This is a genomic window from Agrobacterium sp. (assembly GCF_032092815.1).
In the GTDB taxonomy this organism is placed as follows: Bacteria; Pseudomonadota; Alphaproteobacteria; order Rhizobiales; family Rhizobiaceae; genus Agrobacterium.
The window spans coordinates 20,754-42,117 of sequence record NZ_DAMDBP010000006.1 but is presented as its reverse complement, the minus strand read 5'-3'; the positions used below and the strand labels follow the sequence as shown (position 1 = coordinate 42,117).

Annotated in this window: 19 protein-coding genes; 6 read left to right on the top strand and 13 right to left on the bottom strand. The window is 56.3% G+C overall.

Features of this window, described 5'->3' with window-relative positions; translation table 11 throughout:
- Positions 1–17: 17 nt before the first annotated feature.
- Positions 18–422, bottom strand: a complete 405-nt coding sequence (locus RT613_RS04690) for a hypothetical protein (protein ID WP_313613375.1) — start codon at positions 420–422, stop codon at positions 18–20.
- A 198-nt stretch (positions 423–620) separates the two neighbouring features.
- Between RT613_RS04690 and RT613_RS04685 the strand changes: the two genes are divergently transcribed.
- Positions 621–914: a hypothetical protein gene (locus tag RT613_RS04685; protein WP_313613373.1), complete on the top strand. Its 294-nt coding sequence runs from the start codon at positions 621–623 to the stop codon at positions 912–914.
- A gap of 19 nt (positions 915–933) precedes the next feature.
- Here the strand turns inward: RT613_RS04685 and RT613_RS04680 are convergent, their stop codons facing one another.
- The 6 genes from RT613_RS04680 to RT613_RS04655 form a co-directional block, all read right to left on the bottom strand.
- Positions 934–2,160 (bottom strand): FAD-binding oxidoreductase, encoded by a 1,227-nt coding sequence (locus RT613_RS04680; protein ID WP_313613372.1) that lies wholly within the window; start codon positions 2,158–2,160, stop codon positions 934–936.
- 22 nt (positions 2,161–2,182) lie between these two features.
- Positions 2,183–2,590 carry a TIGR02588 family protein gene (locus tag RT613_RS04675; protein WP_313613370.1) on the bottom strand — a complete coding sequence of 136 codons (408 nt, stop codon included), beginning with the start codon at positions 2,588–2,590 and terminating at the stop codon, positions 2,183–2,185.
- Between the two features lie 6 nt (positions 2,591–2,596).
- The gene (locus RT613_RS04670) at positions 2,597–3,454 is read right to left on the bottom strand and encodes a TIGR02587 family membrane protein (protein WP_313613369.1); all 858 of its coding nucleotides are present in this window, start codon (positions 3,452–3,454) and stop codon (positions 2,597–2,599) included.
- Between the two features lie 56 nt (positions 3,455–3,510).
- Positions 3,511–3,951, bottom strand: coding sequence for a DNA-binding protein (locus RT613_RS04665; RefSeq protein WP_313613368.1), 441 nt, complete (start codon positions 3,949–3,951; stop codon positions 3,511–3,513).
- Positions 3,952–4,021: 70 nt separating this feature from the next.
- Positions 4,022–4,582: a type 1 glutamine amidotransferase domain-containing protein gene (locus RT613_RS04660; protein ID WP_313613366.1), complete on the bottom strand. Its 561-nt coding sequence runs from the start codon at positions 4,580–4,582 to the stop codon at positions 4,022–4,024.
- Entirely contained in the window at positions 4,579–4,824 is a 246-nt protein-coding gene (locus RT613_RS04655) for a hypothetical protein (RefSeq protein WP_313613571.1), read from the bottom strand. Before RT613_RS04655 ends, RT613_RS04660 begins: the two co-directional genes overlap by 4 nt.
- 361 nt (positions 4,825–5,185) lie before the next feature.
- Between RT613_RS04655 and RT613_RS04650 the strand changes: the two genes are divergently transcribed.
- Entirely contained in the window at positions 5,186–5,512 is a 327-nt protein-coding gene (locus tag RT613_RS04650; RefSeq protein WP_313613364.1) for a BA14K family protein, read from the top strand.
- Positions 5,513–5,523: 11 nt separating this feature from the next.
- Here the strand turns inward: RT613_RS04650 and RT613_RS04645 are convergent, their stop codons facing one another.
- From RT613_RS04645 to RT613_RS04630, 4 genes are all read right to left on the bottom strand, one after another.
- On the bottom strand, positions 5,524–5,730 hold the full coding sequence (locus RT613_RS04645) for a hypothetical protein (RefSeq protein ID WP_313613363.1): 207 nt from the start codon (positions 5,728–5,730) through the stop codon (positions 5,524–5,526).
- 143 nt (positions 5,731–5,873) lie between these two features.
- A complete protein-coding gene (locus RT613_RS04640; protein ID WP_313613361.1) occupies positions 5,874–8,087 on the bottom strand; it encodes an FAD-dependent oxidoreductase in 2,214 nt (737 codons plus the stop codon).
- Positions 8,088–8,103: 16 nt separating this feature from the next.
- Entirely contained in the window at positions 8,104–9,312 is a 1,209-nt protein-coding gene (locus tag RT613_RS04635) for an acetyl-CoA C-acetyltransferase (protein ID WP_313613360.1), read from the bottom strand.
- Between the two features lie 70 nt (positions 9,313–9,382).
- Positions 9,383–11,179, bottom strand: a complete 1,797-nt coding sequence (locus RT613_RS04630) for an acyl-CoA dehydrogenase C-terminal domain-containing protein (RefSeq protein ID WP_313613359.1) — start codon at positions 11,177–11,179, stop codon at positions 9,383–9,385.
- A gap of 371 nt (positions 11,180–11,550) precedes the next feature.
- On the opposite strand from RT613_RS04630, the gene RT613_RS04625 reads away from it, so the two are divergent.
- The 4 genes from RT613_RS04625 (at position 11,551) to RT613_RS04610 (ending at position 18,011) form a co-directional block, all read left to right on the top strand.
- Positions 11,551–15,456, top strand: coding sequence for a peptidoglycan-binding protein (locus RT613_RS04625; RefSeq protein ID WP_313613358.1), 3,906 nt, complete (start codon positions 11,551–11,553; stop codon positions 15,454–15,456).
- Positions 15,457–15,666: 210 nt separating this feature from the next.
- The gene (locus tag RT613_RS04620) at positions 15,667–16,593 is read left to right on the top strand and encodes a sulfite exporter TauE/SafE family protein (protein ID WP_313613357.1); all 927 of its coding nucleotides are present in this window, start codon (positions 15,667–15,669) and stop codon (positions 16,591–16,593) included.
- Positions 16,593–17,420, top strand: coding sequence for a TIGR02186 family protein (locus tag RT613_RS04615; RefSeq protein ID WP_313613570.1), 828 nt, complete (start codon positions 16,593–16,595; stop codon positions 17,418–17,420). Before RT613_RS04620 ends, RT613_RS04615 begins: the two co-directional genes overlap by 1 nt.
- A gap of 150 nt (positions 17,421–17,570) precedes the next feature.
- Complete coding sequence (locus RT613_RS04610) at positions 17,571–18,011, top strand: universal stress protein (protein WP_313613356.1); 441 nt, start codon at positions 17,571–17,573, stop codon at positions 18,009–18,011.
- Between the two features lie 7 nt (positions 18,012–18,018).
- Here RT613_RS04610 and pdeM read toward each other — a convergent pair whose 3' ends face one another.
- Both pdeM and RT613_RS04600 read right to left on the bottom strand, forming a co-directional pair.
- On the bottom strand, positions 18,019–18,744 hold the full coding sequence (gene pdeM, locus RT613_RS04605) for a ligase-associated DNA damage response endonuclease PdeM (protein WP_313613355.1): 726 nt from the start codon (positions 18,742–18,744) through the stop codon (positions 18,019–18,021).
- Positions 18,745–18,753: 9 nt separating this feature from the next.
- The gene (locus RT613_RS04600; protein ID WP_313613354.1) at positions 18,754–21,264 is read right to left on the bottom strand and encodes a ligase-associated DNA damage response DEXH box helicase; all 2,511 of its coding nucleotides are present in this window, start codon (positions 21,262–21,264) and stop codon (positions 18,754–18,756) included.
- Between the last annotated feature and the right edge of the window lie 100 nt (positions 21,265–21,364).

Below are 21,364 nucleotides of genomic sequence, written 5' to 3'. Positions count from 1 at the left end.
AGCACACCAACACTGTGTTATTCGGTCTGGGTTGGCAGGATGTTGTCCACCCGCACAACGCCGTCCACCACACCGCGCTCCAGGCCGGGTGCTGCCTTGCCATCATCAACAACCGTGTAGAGTTTTTCATTGCGGTACATGCTGGCATTTACCGTTGTCACGTCCTCGGCCGGTGCCGCATCCACCTCAAGAAAATCCAGTTCCCTGTCAGCGGCGACGATACGCGCGTCAGCTGGTGATTCCGCACAAACGCTGATTTCGTCATGTTCCGTCGCTCCAAGCCAGTTGGGGTCGTCATCGGCGGCAACCGGAATAAGCCGATAGATATGCAGGGGCCGGTCAGGCGTCCCTGCTGTTGCCGAGAGTTGTTGAGGTTGACCGTCGCCACGCCTTGTGGGTTGGTCAATGTCGTGTCTGTCCATCGTGCTCACCTCCTGAGATATGGACCACAACGAGGTGATGTTGTGTGCGGTTCCGTCGTCAGGTGAATGTGCCGCTTGTCACTGTATATCGCTGTTTGCCCTGTCGTGCGGGTGATCGGCCATGGAACGATAATCAGTGTTACTGGTTCAAAACCATATGAAGCCCGGGAGGCTTGAGGTTTTTGAGAGGAGTTTCAGATGGCGCAGAAACCCAAACCGGAAGTGTTTACGGCGCGCGAGGCGCGGCAGGGGTGGCGAGGTCGCCCAGTTCTGGTGGTGTTAATCGTCAGCCTCGTGCTGGTCGCAGCCGTGTGGTTTGCCGCGGAAATCTGGGGCAGTGTCAACGCTCCGGCACCATCAGAGGCGCCGTCAACCTCCAGCCCGTCGACAAATGGTAATCCCGGTGCTGATGGGCAAAGCGGGTTCGATAACAATCCACCATCCGGCAGCACGCCTGCAACAGAGGGAACCGACACAAAACCGGTTCCATGACGGGTTAACGGTCGACCGACTAGCCGAATTCGAACAGTTCGGCATCCGGATCTTTGGTGCCATTGATGCCTGCCGCAACAATTTCCGCTGCAATCTGGCTAAAGGTTATGCCGTTACCGCCAAACCCCATGACGCAATAGACATTTGGCATGTCAAGGACTGGTCCGATCAGCGGCAGGCCCGTTGTTGTGGACCCAAAGGCCGCAGCCCATCGGTAGTCAATCTTGCCGATATCAAAGCCCAGAAGCTTGCTGACCTTGTCACGGATCGTTTTTGCTTTTGATCGCAGCTTCTTTTCCGATTGATAGGCGCTGGGATTATATTCGTCCTCACCGCCGACAATCAGGCGCCCGTCATGATCGGTCCTGAGATAGAGATAGGGATCAGAGGCTTCCCAGAGGATATGTTTGTCCAACCAATCCGGGCGAGAAATGCCTGCCTTGCTGGCAATTGCCCATGTTGAGATGATCTCGTGTTTTTTATTGGCGACGGTTTCCAGAAATTCGTAACCGGTGCAGAACACGACATTGTCGGCGCAGATGAGTTTCCCCTCAGTCGTTGCCAGAACGACCTCGGTGTCAAAGCTTTTCATGTCGGTGATTTCGATGCCACTGACGATCTCCGCACCCTGTTTTGCCACGTGACGCAGCAGGCCAGCCGTCAATTGGCCGGGATTTGCCGAGGCGGATATGTCGCTTAAAATGGCACCAGTCCGGTCAATTCCGTAGAGCTCTTTCAGCTCCGCCTTGTCGACGAAACGGGCTTCAATACCGGCCTTTTTGCGTGCCTCGATTTCAGTTTTCAACCCACGTGCTCCGAGCTCGTCACCGCTGAGATAAAGTGCCGGTTTGCGCTGCATGGAACAGGATATGTCGAGCGACCGGACAATATCTTCCAGCTTCAAAACCGCTTTTGCCGAGCGTTGCCATGCCCGGTTGGCGCGCTCTTCTCCAATCATGGTCTGGAGTTTGTGCAACGGCACGTCGATTTCGTGCTGGATCATTGCCGTGCTGGCGATGCTGCTGCCGTGAACGGGTTCGCGCTTGTCGACAATGAGCACAGACTTGCCGGGTTTGACCAGCGCTTGGGCAACCAGCGCGCCGCTGATGCCAGCCCCGACAATGACAGTGTCGTAGCGGCTATGGGCAATGTTGCGTTTGCTTCGCACTGAGATGCGGGGACTGTCGATCCACAGCGGACGTGAATCTCTCAAGTCTCGCTCTTTTGTCAGCTTGGCTTTTGTCATGGCATTCTTTCACTGGGGGAGATCATGGCTCGGTATATCCAACGACATCGAGATTGAGGGGGCCGGTCGCCGGATCGTTTTTGAAGAAAAGGGTGCCGGTTTCACGGGATTCGGACGCCACGTAATCGAAGGTGACGTCGGAGCTCTCCTCGTTGCCGGCCAAAGCGAGATCACCGCGGACATGCACCTGTGCAGCCGTCGAAAGGGACGTGTTGTGGATGTCGAAGGTGACACGGTAGGCTTGGCCATCTGGTCGAACCACCACACGTGAGATTTCAAATCGTGCGTCCTCATCCCGGTAGCGGTAGATATCCCAGCCGATCCATAAAAACAGGGCAATCACCAGCAGGGTGCAGAAACCACCCACCAGCCATTCGATCCAGTGCGGATCTGCCGTTTCTATGTGTTTGTTGCCGACCGATTTTGTCATGGCTGCTCACAGAATAAGCCGCGCGGCGGCGGCACCAATCGATGCGGGAAATCCGAGGATGACAACCGCCGTCAGGATTTGAGACAGGGAGGTGTGGTCAAGGCGCTCGAAGGTCCACAGTGCATAGACACTGACTGCCAGCGCTATGATGTAACCCGGCATGGTGAAGCGGATGAAGGATTGCCACCAGCCATTGCCTTTAGACAGTCCGTGCGATCCCTTGAAGTGCAAGGCATAAACAAAGCCGTGCATCAGAGCGATGGAGATCAGAACGATACAGGCCGTATGGAACGGGGTGATCTTGTAGGCGATCAGGGTCATCTCGTCGGTTGGCGCGACATTGAGATTGAGAAAAAGCGCGCCGACCATCATCATGAACAGCTCGTGGAGATATCCGGTCTCTCCTTGATGTTCGCCTTCCTCTTCATCCTTTTCTTCGGAATGGGCGCCAAGCTGGCTGCGTCCCAACAATGCGCCAATGCTGGCAGGTACTGATTGCAGAGCGATTTTGGCAATGGCGGTGCTTGTTGTCAGCTGATCGTTGAGAATACCGAGAACAGACAGAATGCCGGCGCTTACGGCAATGCCAAGGCCATAGGCGATGATCGCGTCACGCACCGCTTCATGCCAGGATGAGGTTTTCTCAAACCCGATCCGCCGGGCAAGCACGATCAGCAACGGTAAATTGAGAATGCATAACAGCAGTAGACGGCTGCGATTGACGTAAAGACCGAGAAACCACATTTCCATGGTCATCAACATCGGCAGAGCAAACAGAAGAGCTCCCGCCAGACCACGGGCAAGGCCCGTGATGAAATGTGTGGTCTCTCCGCCCCCGGTCTGCCGGGATGCCGCTACACCCATGGATCGCCTCCACCTTCCTGCAGGCGATAACGTGCGGCCGGTTGCCTTGTTCCGCTTCAGGCAGAGGTATCGATCAGGGCGATACCGAATTCCGGGCGAAAGGTGCGTTTAAGCTCGGCAGGTGTTTCGCGCACAATCACTTCCAGCGTCGGACGGACATATCCTTTGACGAAATGACCACCGCGTGTGTGACCGTCGGCAAGACCGAGAACCGCATGCAGATGCGGGTTTGGTCTGCCATTTTCATCAAGCGTAATGTCTCCGATCAGGCTCAACACCTCGCTTTGGTCATCAATCGGAATATCGTCATAACTCTGTGAAGCAAGATCGAAAAAGGCAAGCGTTGCTTTTTCAAACGCGCCTATGGCCGTCACCGATGCGGCATTGATGTCATGCCTGATGGCAAAGTCCTTGATAAGAGCAAAGGCTTCTTCACCGGGTTCGATCACCAGCATGAATACCCGCTCACGATCATCAGACAGCAATTTGCTCTGCATGAGGTTTTCTCCCTTTCATAAAAAAGAAAGGCCGCCAGAAAGACTGGCGGCCGGGCCGTTGCTTGTGCGGTTACGCTGCACGTCGCTTGTGTCGCCCTTCTTCGATTTCCTCGACGATCTTGCCCACGAAGGCATCGAGATCGTCAGGCGAGCGGGATGTGATGATGCCCTGATCGACCACCACCTTCTCGTCCATCCAGATACCGCCGGCATTTTTCATGTCTGTTTTGATCGAGCCATAGGATGTAACCTTGCGGCCCTTCACGGCATCGGCTTCAACCAGCAGCCAGGGTGCATGGCAGATGGCAGCCACGACCTTGCCGGATTCGGTGAAGTCTCGCACGACCCGCATGGCATTGGCATCGGCACGCAATTTGTCAGGATTGATCTGGCCACCGGGAAGAACAAGCGCATCAAAATCGCGGGTGAACACATCTTCTGCGGCGAGGTCGACTTCGACTGCATCGCCCCAATCGGCCTTGTCCCAGCTTTTGATCTTTCCTGATTTGATCGAGGCAATTTTGACATTTGCGCCGCGGTGCTTCAATTCCTCGTAAGGAACGCGCAGTTCGGAGCGCTCATAGCCGTCGGTCGCCAGAATGACGATATTTGCCTTGTTGATCTCGGTCATGTCTTTGTCCTTTCTGTTTCCTCGCTATTGCCATCGGTGTTGATCGACGGCAGGAAAAATTCGACATCTTCACGGGTCGCCTGATCCAGCGTTTCGATGTTGGTTTGCCAGAAGGTGGCGGCCTCTTGAGGCTCTTCTTCATATTGGCGAATGAAGGTCTTGTTATCGTCGATCATCACCTGACGCGTGCCGCCGAGCCTCAGATAGTCTTCGGCCAGCTTGCGTGTTTTTGTCTTTTCCACGTGTGTCTGTTCCATGGGCTTATCCTCAATCCGCAGGATGGAAACGTGTCGCAGTTGAAGCGCGCCGGACGGGTAAGAAGCTCGTCTGCCGTTTCGTTGGCCATCAGGAGAAAACGGAAAAATCCTGATGTTCTTCGGCGCCGTCAGGTCCGTTTGACACGGCGCGCTTCTGATAGGGGAACGTCACAGGGGAAGCATTGTTCCTGAAAAACAAAGTAAGAGAACTGGCGCGCGAAGTAAGGGTGGCATGACGGGCCATTTCACGAAGTCGTGTCGGCGATATTACCATGTCATCAAGGCGTTCTGGAACCAAATCAGCCCGGCTCTCGTTTGTTTTTCACACGAAGAGAGGGAAATTCCCATGTTTACAGTGGTAAAATTCGTTCCAGTATTTGCCTTGAGCGTTGGCCTACTCTCAACCTTCAGTCTGCCCGCTCATGCCCTGAGTGTCATCAAGCCTGTTGAACAAAATCAGGCGACAGGAGCCGAAGGCCAGCAACGTCATTATCCGCTTGCAGCCTTTGCAGGCGATGCGGCTGCCAATGCCGACAAGGGTAACTTTCTTCTGTCGCCGGAAGAAGTTCAGCATGTGAAGTGGTGCGCACAGCGATATATGTCGTACCACCCGGTTGATAATACCTATCAGGCCAGTTCAGGCCAGCGATTGGAATGTCAGTCGCCCTATTGATGGGCAAGCATTTATGCTTTGAGAGCGTAAGGACTGGATTGGTTTCTGGCGTCTTCTATTTCCTCATCAAGGGCGCTCAGCCGCATCATATGTGAGGTAATGTGCAGAGCAATGATCGAGCGGTCGTCAATGGCGAACCGTTTCCAGTTTTCCAGACCGGTAATCACTTCGATGAGGTCTTGACGCTCTTTTTCGAGTTTTTCGATGCTGAAAATCATGATTGCCGCCCTTTTCTACGGTGGGCAAACGTGCGCAGCCTGTAAAAGTTCAGCCAAGGTTCAATTGAGTAAAATTTAAGGTAAATTTTATCTTACATCTCATAGAAAGCGCCGCGCACTTGGAGTGCGCGGCGCTTGATCTTTTAGGCCGCAGCCTTCTGGTCTGTGTACGGGTCGAACCTGCCGTAGAAGGTCTCACCCTTGGCCGCCATATCCTTCAGCAACGGCGTCGGCTTGAAGCGCGGGCCATAGGTCTGGCTAAGCTGTTCAGCCAGTTGCACGAAGTTCTTGACGCCCATGCCGTCGATGTAAGACAGCGCACCACCTGTATAAGGCGCAAAACCAAAGCCAAGAATGGAACCGACATCGGCTTCACGTGGGTCGGTGACGATACCTTCTTCCATGGTTCTGGCCGCTTCCAAAGCAATGGTAACGAGGAAGCGCTGTTTCAGCACGTCCATGTCGACATCCCCAGGTTTCTTCTGCGGGTAAAGACCTTTCAGCCCTGGCCAAAGTGACTTTTTCGCTGGTTTTGGCGGGTAGTCGTAAAAGCCCTTGGTGTTCTTGCGACCAAAGCGGCCTTCGTCTTCTACCAGCTTTTTCACCAGCTCCATATGACGGGGATCGACAGCCTTTTCACCCAGATCGGCAACGGTTGCCTTGAGGATCTTGTAGGAAAGGTCGATGGCGACCTCATCATTCAAGGCCAGCGGGCCAACCGGCATGCCAGCGAACTTCGCGGCATTTTCGATCATCGCGGCAGGCACACCTTCAATCAGCATTTCATAGCTCTCAGCCATGTAACGCAGCACGCAGCGATTGACGAAGAAACCACGGGTGTCGTTGACGACAATCGGTGTCTTCTTGATTTTTGCCACGTAATCCAGCGCAACGGCCAGAGCCTTGTCGCCCGTTTCCTTGCCCAGAATGACCTCTGTCAGCATCATCTTTTCAACCGGTGAGAAGAAGTGAATGCCGATGAAATCCACCGGGCGTTTTGCGTTCTTTGCAAGACCGGTGATCGGCAGGGTCGAGGTGTTGGAGGCAAAGATTGCGCCTTCAGGCAACACGGCTTCCACCTGCTCGATGACGGCTTTCTTGACATCACGATCTTCGAATACTGCCTCAATGACCAGATTTGCGGTCTTGAGTGCCGCATAATCGGCGCTTGGCGTGATGCGAGCCAGAATGGCAGCACCTTCATCCTGTGTCATGCGGCCTTTGCCGACACTGTCCTTGACCAGTCCTTCACAGGTCGCCTTGCCCTTGGCAGCGGCTTCGTCATCACGGTCAATCAGCGTAACGTCGAGACCGGCAACGGCGGTCACGTAAGCAATCGATGCGCCCATGAAACCGGCACCGACCACGCCAACATGTTTCAGGTTGCTTTTGGGTTGATCTTTTGGACGGCGTGCACCCTTGCCCAGTTCCTGCATGGAGATGAACAGCGAGCGGATCATAGCGAAGGCTTCCTTCGAGCGAAGGATTTCCGTGAAATAACGCTGCTCGACCTTCAATGCGGTATCGAAGGGCAATTGCAGGCCTTCATACACGCATTTGAGAATGGCAAGGGCTGCCGGGTAGTTGCCAGCACTTTCACGACGCAGAATAGCCGGTGCTGCTGGCCAGAGCTGAGCGGCTGCCGGTGTCCAGATGCCGCCGCCGGGCGCCTTGAAGCCTTTTTCATCCCAAGGGGCAACCGGCTTCAAACCATCCTTGATCATCTGCTTGGCTGCTGGAATGAGCTGGTCCGGTTCAACGACCTGATGCACAAGGTTCATAGCCTTGGCACGTTGCGCGGTCAGCGATTGGCCTGTCGTCATCATTTGCAGTGCCGACTGGGCATCGGTCAGGCGTGGTACGCGCTGTGTACCGCCTGCGCCGGGGAAAATGCCAACCTTGACCTCAGGCAGTGCCAGCTTGACGCTTTTGGCATTGGAAGCCACGCGGCCATGACACGCCAGCGACAGCTCCAGCGCGCCACCCATGCAGGTGCCGTTGATGGCAGATACCCATGGTTTGCCGTTGGTTTCCACCTTGCGGTACAGCCAGTTCATCTTGCCAACGAGATCGAACAGCTTCTGTGCGGCCTCGTCCGGGTTCTTTTCCTTTTCCTCATGGTAGAAGGAAAACATCGACTTGATCATCGACAGGTCTGCACCACCGGAAAATGTGCTTTTGCCTGACGTGAAGACCACGCCTTTGACGGCTGCGTCGGCAACCGTCGCGTCAACAATCGCATCAAGTTCCTGCAGGACTTCGGCCGTAAAGACGTTCATGGACTTGTCGGGCATATCCCATGTCACAAGGGCAATGCCGTCGGCGTCTGTTTCGATTTTGAAATTGGTATAGCTCATCGGTTTCCTCCCGAAATCAAACGCGCTCAATGACCGTTGCCGTGCCCATGCCGGCACCGATGCACAGTGTGACCAGGGCAGTGTTGAGGTCACGGCGCTCCAACTCGTCCAGAACGGTGCCGAGGATCATGGCGCCCGTTGCACCAAGCGGATGACCCATGGCAATGGCACCGCCGTTGACGTTCATTTTGTCGTGGCTGATGTCGAAGGCCTGGCAATAACGCAGCACAACGGCAGCAAAGGCTTCGTTCAGTTCAAACAGGTCAATATCGGACAGTGACATGCCGGTCTTCTTGAGAAGCTTTTCGGTCACATCGACCGGGCCCGTCAGCATCAGCGCCGGATCAGAGCCGATATTGGCAAAGGCCTTGATACGTGCGCGCGGTTTCAGACCCATGGACTGGCCACCGGCCTTGGAGCCGACCAGAATGGCGGCGGCGCCATCCACGATGCCGGAAGAATTGCCGGCGTGATGCACGTAATTGATACGCTCGACTTCCGGGTGGGCCATGATGCCGACGGCTTCAAAACCACCCATTTCGCCCGGCATCTGGAAGGATGCGTTGAGCGAGGCAAGTGCCTGCATGTCGGTGCCGGGGCGTATGTGTTCGTCGCGGTCGAGAATGGTGATGCCGTTCTGGTCCTTCACCGGAACGACCGAGTTCTTGAAGTAGCCATTTTGCCAGGCATGGGCGGCACGCTTCTGGCTTTCCACCGCATAGGCATCCACGTCGTCGCGGGTAAAGCCGTATTTGGTGGCAATCAGGTCAGCCGATACGCCCTGCGGCATGAAGAATGCCGGGAAGTTGACCGACGGGTCCATGTACCAGGCACCGCCCGACATGCCCATGCCAACGCGCGACATGCTTTCCACGCCACCGGCAATGACGATGTCGTCAGAACCGGCCGCCACCTTGCCAGCGGCAAAATTGACGGCGTCGAGACCAGACGCGCAAAAGCGCGAAATCTGCATGCCCGGTGCCTTGGTGGAATAACCGGCTTCAAAGGCTGCAGCCTTCGGGATAACCGCGCCGGCATCCATGACAGGATCGACGCAGCCCATGATGATGTCATCGACGGTGGATGTATCAAGTCCGTTGCGATCACGGATCGCTTCCAGCGTCTTGGCAGCAAGGCGAACAGACGGCACTTCATGCAGGCTGCCGTCCTTCTTGCCGCGTCCGCGCGGTGTGCGGACATGGTCGTAAATGTAAACCTCGGTCATTTCTATCTCCCTGTGACGCAACGAGGCGTCTTCGAAATCTTGGAGGGGCAGGAGAGGGGTTTTACACCCCTCAAAATGCCTCGGCTGCCAGTTCCATCATCGTGTCGGCACCCGTTTCGATACGGGCCTTGCGCAGCACCGTTTCCGGCATGATACGCTCCATGAAGAACTTTGCCGTAACGAGTTTCGTCTTGAGATAATCCTCATCCGACGCCGAACCGGACGACAGGGCGCTTTGCGCCGCCTTCGCCATGCGGGCATGCATGTAACCCAGAACGACAAGCCCGAAGAGGTGCATGTAATCGGTCGAACCGGCACCGGCATTGTCAGGTTTTGCCATGGCATTCTGCATGAACCACATGGTTGCGGCCTGCAGATCGTTCAAGCCCTTCTTGAGACCCTTGGTATAGGTCACCAGCGCCTCATCGGCACGATTTTCCTCGCAGAAATCGCCGATTTCCTTGAATAGTGCCATCACGGCACGGCCGCCATTCAGTCCCAGTTTGCGACCGACCAGATCCAGCGCCTGAATGCCATTGGCACCTTCATAGATCATGGTGATGCGCGCATCACGCACATACTGGCTCATGCCATGTTCTTCGATGTAGCCGTGACCGCCAAAAACCTGCTGTGCCATGACCGCATGGTCAAAGCCCTTGTCAGTCAGCACACCCTTGAGGATCGGAGTGACGAGGCCGAGCAGGTCGTCAGCCGTCTGGCGTTCCTTTTCATCCGACGAGCGATGGGCGATATCCGATTGCAGCGCTGTCCACAAAAGGAAGGCGCGACCGGCTTCATTATAGGCCTTGATCGTCATCAACGTGCGGCGCACATCGGGATGAACAATAATCGGGTCGGCCTTCTTGTCTGGAGCCTTGGCGCCGGATAATGAGCGGCCCTGAATACGCTCACGGGCATATTCCACGGCGTTCTGATAGGCGATTTCGCCAATCGACAGGCCCTGCAGGCCAACACCGAGGCGGGCTTCATTCATCATCACGAACATGGCCGAAAGGCCCTTGTTTTCTGCGCCCAGCAGATAACCGGTCGCATCATCGTAATTCATCACGCAGGTGGAATTGCCGTGAATGCCCATCTTGTGTTCGATGGCACCACAGACAACCCCGTTGCGCTCGCCCGGCTCACCACTGTCATTGATCAGGAATTTCGGCACGATGAACAGTGAGATACCCTTGGTGCCTTCCGGTGCGCCTTCAATGCGGGCAAGAACCAGATGGACGATATTGTCCGTCATGGAATGCTCGCCAGCCGAGATGAAAATCTTCTGGCCGGAAATCTTGTAGGAACCATCTTTCTGCGGCACGGCCTTGGTGCGCAGCAGGCCAAGGTCGGTACCGCAATGCGGCTCCGTCAGGTTCATGGTGCCGGACCATGTGCCTTCGACCATTTTTGGCAGATAGGCCTTTTTCTGTTCATCCGAACCGTGAACGAGGATAGCGGCGATCGCACCCTGCGTCAGGCCGGGATACATCATCAGTGACAGGTTGGCCGACGACATATATTCGCCGATGGCGGCATGCATCGTGTAGGGCAGGCCCTGACCGCCAAATTCCTGCGGAACGGCAAGACCAATCCAGCCACCCTGGCAATAGGCATCATAGGCCTGCTTGAAACCATCAGGCACGGAAACCGAACCGTCATCGGCGCGTTTGCAACCTTGGTTATCACCGGAAAGATTGAGCGGGAAAAGTTGTTCTTCTGCCAGTTTGGCAGCCTCACCGGTGATCGCCTCGATCATGTCAGGCGTGGCGTCCTCAAAACCGGGAAGATTATTGTAGCGCTCCAGACCGAGCACATCATTAAGAATGAAAAGCGTATCTTTAACAGGGGCCTTATAAACAGGCATTACCGATGTTCCTCCGCATCGTTCAAGCTCAGATGGGATCATAGTTGCAAATTTTGACGTTTGCGTAAACGTCAAAATGTAGAAAAGCGGTAAATTAATCGGCAGCGGAGGTGCACCGAAGGCATCTGGAGGAGTTTAATCCGCAAATTTTAAGGGAATTGTAGCAAAAGTTAAAAAATACCGACGTCGGTTAACCACTTCTTTACCACGTTTCGTAAATTGTTGGAAACATGGTGTCTGTTGGCGTTGTCTGCTCGTTTCATCTCAAACGTGCATCACAACGAGTCAGGTTGGGGTGACTCATCTTCCTGATGACAATGCGGATAGACACTGGGCGGACCAATGCCAACCATCACGAAGTGAGCAGGAACATGAACGGATCGAGACCTAGTCGGTATAGCGATAATGGCAGATCGTCCCTTGATGCCTTGAGCCGGACCATCGAAGGTCTGGAAGCTCGCATTGAGGGCCTTATGGGCCAGCCTTCTCAGGAGCCACAGCCTCAGCGCAGGCAGGATCCTGCTGAGCGTCCAGAGCGTGTTGAGCGTCACGTCCAGCCGCCGCTTGCCGCGCGGCCGGAACGGTTCGATCCCATCAATGAAATTCGTCAGCGCCAGCGTGCCTTGAATGCGGCCTCCAGATTGCAGCCGCCTGAAGAGCCTACAGAGGCGCGCCAGCCGGAGCGGGCACCTTTCGTGCCAGCACAGCGCCCACCTTTGACGCGCACCGCAGCGCCGTCGGCAGAGGCTTCAAGACGCGCCTACCAGCCTTATGAGCCGCGCCAATCGCAGCCTCAGGCAGCATCCTATGCACCTGCAGTTCAGGCTCCTGCCCAGCAGGCTGCTTCGATGCAGGCACCGGCACCACAGAGCAATGACACTGCCATGCGCGACATCGCACAGGCTCTTGTCAGCTTACGTCAGGAACTCAAGCAGGATCTGTCCGAAGGCATTGCTCGCGAAGTGCAGGGCCTGCGCTCGGAAATCCGCAACATCAAATCCATCGCTGAAGACAACCAGTTTGTCGGCGATATCCGCTCCGATATTGAGCGCCTTGCCGCCAGCATCGATCAGCTTGGCAGCAGTGCATCTCCGCATGCCTATGACCTGCGCGAGGAGTTTGACGACCTGCGCGGCCTGATGGACCAGCTTGCCCGGCAGGATTCGGTCAACCGCATGGAAGACCATTGGCAGGGCGTTGAGGAAAACCTCAGCAAGTTCGATACATCTGCGCTGCAGGAAGAAATCGTGTCACTGGCCTACCGGCTGGATGACATCAAGGGTCATCTTGGCGCGATGAGCGACAGCCCGGCGGTGCGCATTCTTGAGGAAAAGCTGATTACCATTGCCGAGGCAGTGGAGCAGCTTGGCATGCATATGCAGCCTGCAGGCGGCGCGATCACCGAGCAGTTTTCCAATCTCGACCAGCGTCTGGATGAAATCAGCCGTGCCATTGCCGCGACAAGCTCGCGCACGGCACAGCCTGCCGTCGACCCCGCACTGTTCCAGCGTCTGGAAGGTCGCCTGAACGGGCTTGCCGCGCAAATTGACGAGTTGAGCTCGGTATCTGCCCGCAGCAATCCGGCCGATGAACTGGCTGGCCGCATGGAGGCCTTGACCCGCCGGATCGAGGAACTGGCAAACGAGCGTGATGCCGTCCATCTTGATGAACGGCTGGACCAGCTGTCATTGATGATGGAACGTGCGCAAAAACCGGTTGCACAGCCGGAACTCACGGGCTTCCTCACCGACATCTCGCGCAAGATCGAAGCGCTGGATCACGGCACCTTCAACGATGCCTTGGCGTCTCGCCTCGATGATCTCGCACGTCGCATTGAAGATCTCGATTATCGTCAGGCACAGCAGCAGCCCGTGGCAGCCTATGATGACGGTGCATTCCTGCGGCTCGAAGAACGGCTGGTGGATATTGCCGCCCGTCTGGATGAAACCTCATCTTCTTCCCCGGCCGACTACAACGTGCTTCAGAATCTGGAAGACCAGATCGCCAACCTGTCTTCGCTGATAAGCCAGCCGGCTCCACAGCCGGAGCCATTTGTCATGCCAGCGGAACTTGATGCCCGCATGGCGGCTATCGAAGACTACATGGCCTCCAACGATGAATATATCATCGAGGCAGCGCGTCAGGCGGCAGAAGCGGTGGTGGATGCCTATGCCCGCAAGGGCCTGTCCGGCAACGTCCAGCAGACCGACATGACAATGTTGAACGATCTGGCCAGCGACCTCCGTAATCTGGAAAATCTGAGTCGGTCTTCGGAAGAGCGTACGCACCGTACGTTTGAAGCCCTGCACGAAACTTTGGTGCAGATTGCCGGTCGTCTCGACAACTTCGACAATCGCTCCTTCTCAGAGGCAAATTTCGCAGCCGTTCAGCAATCCTGGCAGGATGCACCGGTGGAAAGCCGCCCTGCACGTGAACAGGTAAAAGAACCAGCATCCGGCAGCCTTTTTGCCTATGCAGGTGATGAAGAGGCTGCACCGGCAAAGCCGATGTTCAATACCGCAGCACTTGATCGCCAGCTTTCGGAAGAGGCAGCCCAGCAACTGGAAACGGCAGCGGAAGCACTGATCATTCCAGAAGCACGCCCGGCCGCCGAAGTTGCTGTCGCTGAAATGCCTGCTGCGCCAGTCAAGGAAAAGCGCAGCCTGCTTGCAAGTCTGACAAGCCGTTTCAAGTCCGAAGCATCGCGCACAGTGGCAGCTGAACCGCAGCCGCGCACCCAGATCAATCCGGCGCCATCACTGGATCCGATTGATGTGTTGCCAGCTGGACAGGAAAATGAACTGCTGGAGCCAGGTTCTGGCGTTCCAGACGTCAAGAAGATCCTGGAGCGCGTGCGCGCCAGCCAGAATGCACAGCGTGATACCGGCAAGGGTATGGGTCCAGAGGTCAGCAAGGCAGACTTTATTGCCGCTGCCCGCCGTGCCGCACAGGCTGCTGCGCAGGAAACAATGCCTGAGAAGGCAAGTGCTGCCGCGAAAAAAGACGTTATTGGCCAAGAGGGTAAAACCTCTGCATTCGCGCGTTACCGTCGCCCGATCCTGATGGGAATCGGCGCAATCCTGCTGGTCATGATGGCGCTGCCGTTGGTGAAGTCGGCGATCGAGGGTGATCCTGCACCACAGGTCATCGAGCAGGCTCCGGTGCAGACGCCGGGCGAAAATTCCGCCATCACACCATCCGCTACGCCTGACGTTGCCCAGGATCAGGTGACGATCCCGTCCGACCTGCTGTTGGAAAACGACAAGGCGGTTGAGCAGGATGCGGCCATGACCGCCAATCAGCAGCCGAACGCCATCGACGAAAGGGTCATTGGCGGTGCGCCGCTGCCTGAAGCAGAAAACACGCAAGCACCTGCCCAGACGCAAGGCGCGCCTGCTGATGCAGTTGTTGCAGATCAGATCGCCATTCCTTCTGAAATTCAGCCCGCATCGCTGGTCGAAGCTGCCGCTTCGGGCAATGCCGCTGCCCTGTTTGAGGTTGGTGCACGGTACACGGAAGGACGTGGCGTTGCAGAAAATGCCGGTGAAGCTGCAAAATGGTACAGACTTGCGGCAGATCGTGGTTTTGCACCTGCGCAGTACCGTCTTGCCAACATGTTGGAAAAGGGAACGGGTGTTTCACGCGATCTGACTGAGGCGACGGATTATTATGCCAAGGCTGCCGATCAGGGCAATGCTGGTGCCATGCACAATCTCGCCGTTCTTCTGGCCTCGGATGCCGTTGGACAGCCGGATTACGTCAAGGCTGCAAGCTGGTTCCAGAAGGCATCCGAACTCGGTGTCCATGACAGCCAGTTCAACCTTGCCATTCTTTACGCCCGCGGTAGCGGCGTAAGCCAGAATATCGAGGAATCCTACAAGTGGTTTGCCATCGCCGCCAATGGTGGCGACGCCGACGCTGCCCAGAAGCGTGATGAAGTTGCCAAGGCCATGCAGCCGGCCCAACTTGAAAGCGCCCGTGCCAAGGTTGCCGCCTGGAAGCCGACGCCGCTGAATGAGGACACCAATTCGGTCAATCTGCCGGATGAATGGGCAGGCAAGGAAGGCGTGACAACCGCGACCGTCGACATGACCAAGGCGATCCGCAACATTCAGGCCATTCTGAACAAGAACGGTTTTGATGCCGGCACCGCCGATGGCCAGATGGGCAAAAAGACGGTTGCGGCCATCAAGGCATTCCAGCAGTCCGTAGGACAGCAGCCGGACGGCGTCATTTCCGATACGCTGGTCAAGGCACTGCTGGAGCGTAACACCTAATCGTAAACGTTCCAGCGCCCAAATTTCCAATTTATCAACGCAATTCCGGTAGATGAATTGACTTGCCTGCCACCGGCAGGCATGACAGTTCAGGATGTGCGGCCAAGCCGTATCCGTATGACTGATGGAATGCGACGAACAGGCAAAGCACGCGTCCACAACACGTCTTTGCCTTTCTGCCTTGAACCGTACCCTGCTTGAGGTCCGACCGTGACTGTTTATCTGCCGATTGCGGAACTGTCGGTGAATATTTTCATCATTCTTGGCATGGGCGCAGCCGTCGGTTTTCTATCCGGTATGTTCGGTGTTGGTGGCGGCTTTCTGATCACGCCGCTGTTGATTTTCTACAATATTCCCCCCGTCGTGGCGGTTGCCACAGGTGCAAACCAGGTGGTCGCATCGTCGATCTCCGGTTCCATATCGCATTTCCGGCGCGGTACGCTCGATGTGAAACTGGGAACCATGCTGCTGATCGGAGGTATTGCAGGGGCCACTGTCGGTGTCTGGCTGTTTTCGCTCCTGCGGCGCGCAGGCCAGCTCGACCTGATCATTTCGCTGCTATACGTTATCTTTCTCGGCACCATTGGTGGCCTGATGTTGATGGAAAGTATCTCGGCTTTGCGTCGCGCAGCCCGCAATGAACAGGTAACGCTGAAAAGGCCGGGGCATCACAACTGGGTACACCGCCTGCCGTTCAAGATGCGGTTCAAGAAATCCAAGATCTATCTCAGCGTAATTCCGCTGATCGCCCTCGGTTTCTTCATTGGTATCCTGACCTCTGTCATGGGTGTTGGCGGCGGTTTCATCATGGTTCCGGCCATGATCTATCTTTTGCGTATCCCAACCAACGTGGTTGTAGGAACATCGCTATTCCAGATCATTTTTGTGACCGCCTACACCACGATCGTGCAAGCGGCGACCAACTATTCGGTCGATATCGTGCTGGCCTTCATCCTGATGATAGCAGGTGTGGTCGGCGCGCAATATGGCGTGCGTGTTGGCCAGAAACTGCGCGGTGAACAGTTGCGCGCCCTGCTGGCACTTCTAGTCTTGGCCGTCGGTGTTCGTCTGGCTGTTGCTCTTGTCGTTCGGCCGGAAGACCTTTTCTCGGTTGCAGTGGGAGGGGTGGGCTATTGATCACCAACCTGATCAGGGCTCTGGTTGCCAGCCTGGTTTTGGGCGGTTCTGCCTTGGCGCAAACACCGCCGCAAACGCCGGCCTTGACGACGACGCCCTATGGTCAACCGCAGACTGTGCGTGAAACCATTGAGATTGGCGCATCGACCACGGAAATTGCCATTACCTCGGATTTTCGCGGTGCAGACTTCACATTGTTCGGCGCGCTCAACAATGCCGACCAGTTGCTGCTCGCCATTGGCCAGTACGATGTGATCGTGACGCTGGCAGGGCCGCTTGATCTGGCAACAGTGCGAAAGAAGGAGCGTGTATTCGGCATTTGGGTCAACACCAGCTCGATCAGTTTCGAGCCGCTGCCGGAGTCTTATGCGCTCGCCAGTACCCGCGATGTCAATTCGATTGCCAGCGCCGAAGTGCTGAACGAGATCGGTCTTGGTGTGAACCACCTGTCTCTCGTAACAGCCGGTTATGCCGGAGAGCCGGACAATATCGGTGAGTTTCGTCAAGCCTACCGGCGGCTGAAGCTCGCTGACGGGATTTACCGCAATGATGAAGCCGGCGTTCGCCTTGAACGAACCGGCCTGTTCTGGGCAACCCTGCGTCTGCCCGCCAACGTGCCGAATGGCGTTCACACGGCGCGTGCCTACCTGTTCAAAAGCGGCGATTTTATTGCCCAGCGCGAGCTGCGTCTGCGCGTTGTCAAAACAGGTATCGAACAGGCCATTACGGATGCGGCGCATGATACGCCGCTCGCTTACGGCATGTTGTGTGTGCTGATTGCCGTGATTACCGGCTGGAGCGCCAGTATCCTCTTCCGCAAGGAATGATGGTTTTCATCCGCAGGCAGTTACGAATAGCTTGATACGGATCAATCCAGTTTGTCCTGTTGGGGTGCATGATGTTTCCATCAGCGCGCAAGGCAGAGATCCTTTGATGATAGCGCTGTATGTCGAGCGTTGCCGCAAAGGGGACATGCCATGTTCAAGCACATTCTCATTCCAACTGACGGATCGCCTTTGGCCCAGATCGCGGTCGATAGCGGTTTTGCCCTGGCAAAGGATGCTGGCGCGAAAGTCACCGTCATCACGGTCGCCGAACCGTTTCACATCGTCGCGGCGGATGCGGAAAACATTGCCATCATTACCGAACGGGAAGAAACGCATATTTGCGATGAGGCCGAGCAGGTGTTGAAGGACACGCAGGCAAGGGCAAAAACGCTCGGCCTTGAGTGTGATGCCCTGTTTGCCCGCGCCAACAAGGCTTATGAGGCCATCATCGAGGCAGCAAACCAGAATGGCTGCGATCTGATTGCCATGGCCTCGCATGGCCGCAAGGGCATGAGCGCCGTGGTGTTGGGCAGTGTCACCTCGAAGGTTCTCAGCAACTCGAACATTCCGGTTCTGGTCTACCGTCAGTAATCGCAGGTCAGCCGATCAGATTGCCAAACCGCACCGAATAGATGCGGTCGCGGCCCAGCATGTGGGCGACAAGGCGGGTCTTGTCGAAAAGACCGTGCATGGCTGCATGGCGAAGGTCCAGCCCGCCGGTGGTCACACCAAAGGCTGGCATGATCAGGCGCGCCCCGTCTGTGGCGAAACAGGCGCGGCGCACCGACTTTTCCCGTCGCCTTACCACAGCTGCCGGGTGCAGGTGCCCGGCAACTTCGCCATGAACCTGACCATTTTTGGGCTCGTGTCTGAACACCAGCCCGGCATAATGCAACTCATCGATGGATGAACCCGGCAGGCCAACCGCCCCATCCGGGTCATGGTTGCCATTGACCCACAGCCAGTCACGACCCTTGGCCATCTCCTGAATGGACTGGCGAAACAGCGGTGGCAGCAGCGATGACCCTTTCCGGTCATGGAAATTGTCGCCAAGGCTGATCACGGTTTTCGGTGCATAACGCTCAATCAGGATTTGTAACAGTCGTAGTGTTGCGAGCGTATCATAGGGCGGGTGAAGCTGCCCGCGGCGCGCAAAGGCTGCGCCTTTTTCCAGATGAAGATCGGATACCACCAGGATGCGATCCTCGGGAACGAAAAGCCCACCAAGCGGATCGCACAGTGCTGCCACGCCATGAATACCGATTTCAGCGGTCTGGCTTGGCGTGTCTGCAGCAATATCGCGGTAGCTTGTAATTCGGTTCATCGGCGCGGATTATTCCTTCATGGCTTCGCGGATCAAGTCTTCTGCAGCTTCTTCCAACACGGTATCATTGGCCTCGCCAGCCACAGGCTCGCGGCCGATTTCCAGCATCACCGGCACGGCAAGCGGTGAAACCTGCTCCAGCGCCCGGTGGGTGATGTGGCTTTTGATTCGTTTCAGCATATCCCCAAGCCTACCGATATCCAAAAGTCCCGAGGCCGCGTCCAGCCGCGTTGCTTCCATCAGAATGTGGTCAGGCTCATGGCTGCGCAGCACGTCATAGATCAGATCGGCAGAGACGGTGACCTGCCGTCCGGTCTTTTCCTTGCCCGGATGCCGCCTCTCGATCAAACCCGAAATCACGGCACAATTGCGGAATGTGCGCTTCAACATAAAGGATTCGTCAAGCCACGCTTCCAGGTCATCGCCCAGCATGTCTTCATCAAAAAGTTCGGCAAGGGAAAGACGCCTGCTGGCCAACATGCGGCCCATGTCCTCCATGCCCCACACCGCGAGCGAATAGTCCGTGGCGACAAACCCGAGCGGTTTGGCACCGGCACGCTCAAGCCGCCGTGTCAGCAACATGCCAAGGGTCTGGTGGGCCAGCCGTCCTTCAAATGGATAACAGATCAGATAGAACCGTTTGCGATGTTCGAATGTCTCGACTAGCAACTCGTTGCGCGCGGGAATGAGAGATTTCTCTTTTTGTATTTCCAGCCACTCGCGCACCTGATCTGGCAGGTGTGACCAGCGGGTTGGGTCTGCTAGCATCGAGCGAACCTGATCGGCGAGGTAGGTTGACAATGGAAACTTGCCGCCAGCATAGGACGGGATTTTTGGGTCCATCGAAAAGGCTTGCGAGGCAAGACATTCGTTTTCCCTTATACCTTCAAAACGCAACACCTTGCCGGAAAACAAAAACGTATCGCCTTGTACAAGCTGTTCGAGAAAATACTCCTCAACCTTGCCAAGTGACATGCCGCCGCGACCCAGCGTGCCGCGTGCATTGCGCCTGACCATCCGCACATTCAGTTCGGCGGCCTCGATAATCGTGCCAAGGTTCAAACGATATTGCTGTGCGACCTGCGGATTGGAAACCCGCCAGAGGCCCTCTTTGGTTTTGCGAATGCGGGCGTAACGCTCATAGGTTCGTAGTGCATAACCGCCAGTGGCAACAAAATCGAGAACGCGATCAAAGTTGTGACGGGCAAGTGGCGCGTAAGGGTATGCGCTGGTGACCTCGTCAAACAGCACATCCGCATCAAAGGGCGCAGCACAGGCCATGCCTAAAATATGCTGCGCCAGCACATCCAGCGTTCCGGCGCTCACCGGGGGCGTGTCCTGCGCACCAATGTAATTGGCATCAAGGGCCGCCTGACACTCCATCACCTCAAAACGATTGGCGGGGACGAGAATTGCCTTGCTGGGCTCATCCATACGGTGGTTGGAACGTCCAATACGCTGCGCAAGCCGACTGGCACCCTTCGGTGCACCAATATGAACGACGAGGTCGACATCGCCCCAGTCAATACCCAGATCGAGCGTTGAGGTGGCGACGACGGCGCGCAGACGGTTCTCTGCCATCGCCGCTTCCACCTTGCGGCGCTGGCCAGCATCCAGCGACCCGTGGTGCAGGGCAATCGGCAGATTGTCGTCATTGATGCCCCACAGTTCCTGGAAAATCAGCTCTGCCTGTGAGCGGGTATTGACGAAAATCAGCGTTGTCTGGTGCTGCTTGAGGATCTCATAGAGTTCCGGCATGGCGTAACGGGCCGAATGGCCGGACCAGGGAATTCTCTCCTGCGCATGCAGGATCGAGATATCAGGTTTGGCTCCACCGGAAACCGTAATCACCCCGGCGGGGCCGATCTCATCATGTTGTGGCGCCAGCCATTGGCGCAGGTCCATCGGCTCGGCGACTGTTGCCGACAGGCCGATCGTGCGCATGGCAGGCGCATGTTTGCGTAGCCGCGCCAGCCCGAGCGACAACAAATGGCCACGCTTTGATGTGACGAGCGAATGCAATTCATCGAGGACGACAAATTTCAGGTCCTTGAAGAAACGTTCAACCTCCCGGTTGGCAAGCAGCAGGGCCACCTGTTCTGGCGTCGTCAGCAGAATGTCGGGCGGGTTCAGCTTCTGTCGCTGTCTTTTGCCCTGCGGCGTATCGCCAGTGCGGGTTTCAACAGTGATGGGCAGATCCATGTCGGAGACCGGCTTCATCAGGTTGCGTTCAATATCGACCGCAAGTGCCTTGAGTGGCGAGATGTAGAGTGTGTGGACCCCACGGAAGGCTTCGCCGGGCAGTTTGCGCGACTTGGGACGCTCTGCGAGATCGGTGAGTGATGCCAGAAAGCCGCCAAGTGTTTTGCCGGCGCCGGTGGGAGCAATCAGCAGCATGTTTTCGCCACTGCGCGCCCGTGCCATCAATTCAAGCTGATGGGGGCGTGGTTGCCATCCCTTATCCTGAAACCAGCGGCTGAAAACAGCCGGAAGTCCCGTTGTCTGTGCCTTGCTGTTCACTCACGCGCACCTTGCAGCTATCGCAGCAACCCGCATCAAAGGTGCGGAATAGGTTCAATATGTGGGCTCTCAACACACGCAAGACAACGGGCAATTGAAG

What these genes read in the sequence shown, in the direction of transcription:
- pdeM (WP_313613355.1), bottom strand. Translation starts at nt 18,744, where the DNA reads ATGAACCGAATTACAAGCTACCGCGATATTGCTGCAGACACGCCAAGC.
- RT613_RS04625 (WP_313613358.1), top strand. Translation starts at nt 11,551, where the DNA reads ATGAACGGATCGAGACCTAGTCGGTATAGCGATAATGGCAGATCGTCC.
- RT613_RS04665 (WP_313613368.1), bottom strand. Translation starts at nt 3,951, where the DNA reads ATGCAGAGCAAATTGCTGTCTGATGATCGTGAGCGGGTATTCATGCTG.
- RT613_RS04650 (WP_313613364.1), top strand. Translation starts at nt 5,186, where the DNA reads ATGTTTACAGTGGTAAAATTCGTTCCAGTATTTGCCTTGAGCGTTGGC.
- RT613_RS04610 (WP_313613356.1), top strand. Translation starts at nt 17,571, where the DNA reads ATGTTCAAGCACATTCTCATTCCAACTGACGGATCGCCTTTGGCCCAG.
- RT613_RS04635 (WP_313613360.1), bottom strand. Translation starts at nt 9,312, where the DNA reads ATGACCGAGGTTTACATTTACGACCATGTCCGCACACCGCGCGGACGC.
- RT613_RS04645 (WP_313613363.1), bottom strand. Translation starts at nt 5,730, where the DNA reads ATGATTTTCAGCATCGAAAAACTCGAAAAAGAGCGTCAAGACCTCATC.
- RT613_RS04675 (WP_313613370.1), bottom strand. Translation starts at nt 2,590, where the DNA reads ATGACAAAATCGGTCGGCAACAAACACATAGAAACGGCAGATCCGCAC.
- RT613_RS04670 (WP_313613369.1), bottom strand. Translation starts at nt 3,454, where the DNA reads ATGGGTGTAGCGGCATCCCGGCAGACCGGGGGCGGAGAGACCACACAT.
- RT613_RS04680 (WP_313613372.1), bottom strand. Translation starts at nt 2,160, where the DNA reads ATGACAAAAGCCAAGCTGACAAAAGAGCGAGACTTGAGAGATTCACGT.
- RT613_RS04640 (WP_313613361.1), bottom strand. Translation starts at nt 8,087, where the DNA reads ATGAGCTATACCAATTTCAAAATCGAAACAGACGCCGACGGCATTGCC.
- RT613_RS04690 (WP_313613375.1), bottom strand. Translation starts at nt 422, where the DNA reads ATGGACAGACACGACATTGACCAACCCACAAGGCGTGGCGACGGTCAA.
- RT613_RS04660 (WP_313613366.1), bottom strand. Translation starts at nt 4,582, where the DNA reads ATGACCGAGATCAACAAGGCAAATATCGTCATTCTGGCGACCGACGGC.
- RT613_RS04630 (WP_313613359.1), bottom strand. Translation starts at nt 11,179, where the DNA reads ATGCCTGTTTATAAGGCCCCTGTTAAAGATACGCTTTTCATTCTTAAT.
- RT613_RS04685 (WP_313613373.1), top strand. Translation starts at nt 621, where the DNA reads ATGGCGCAGAAACCCAAACCGGAAGTGTTTACGGCGCGCGAGGCGCGG.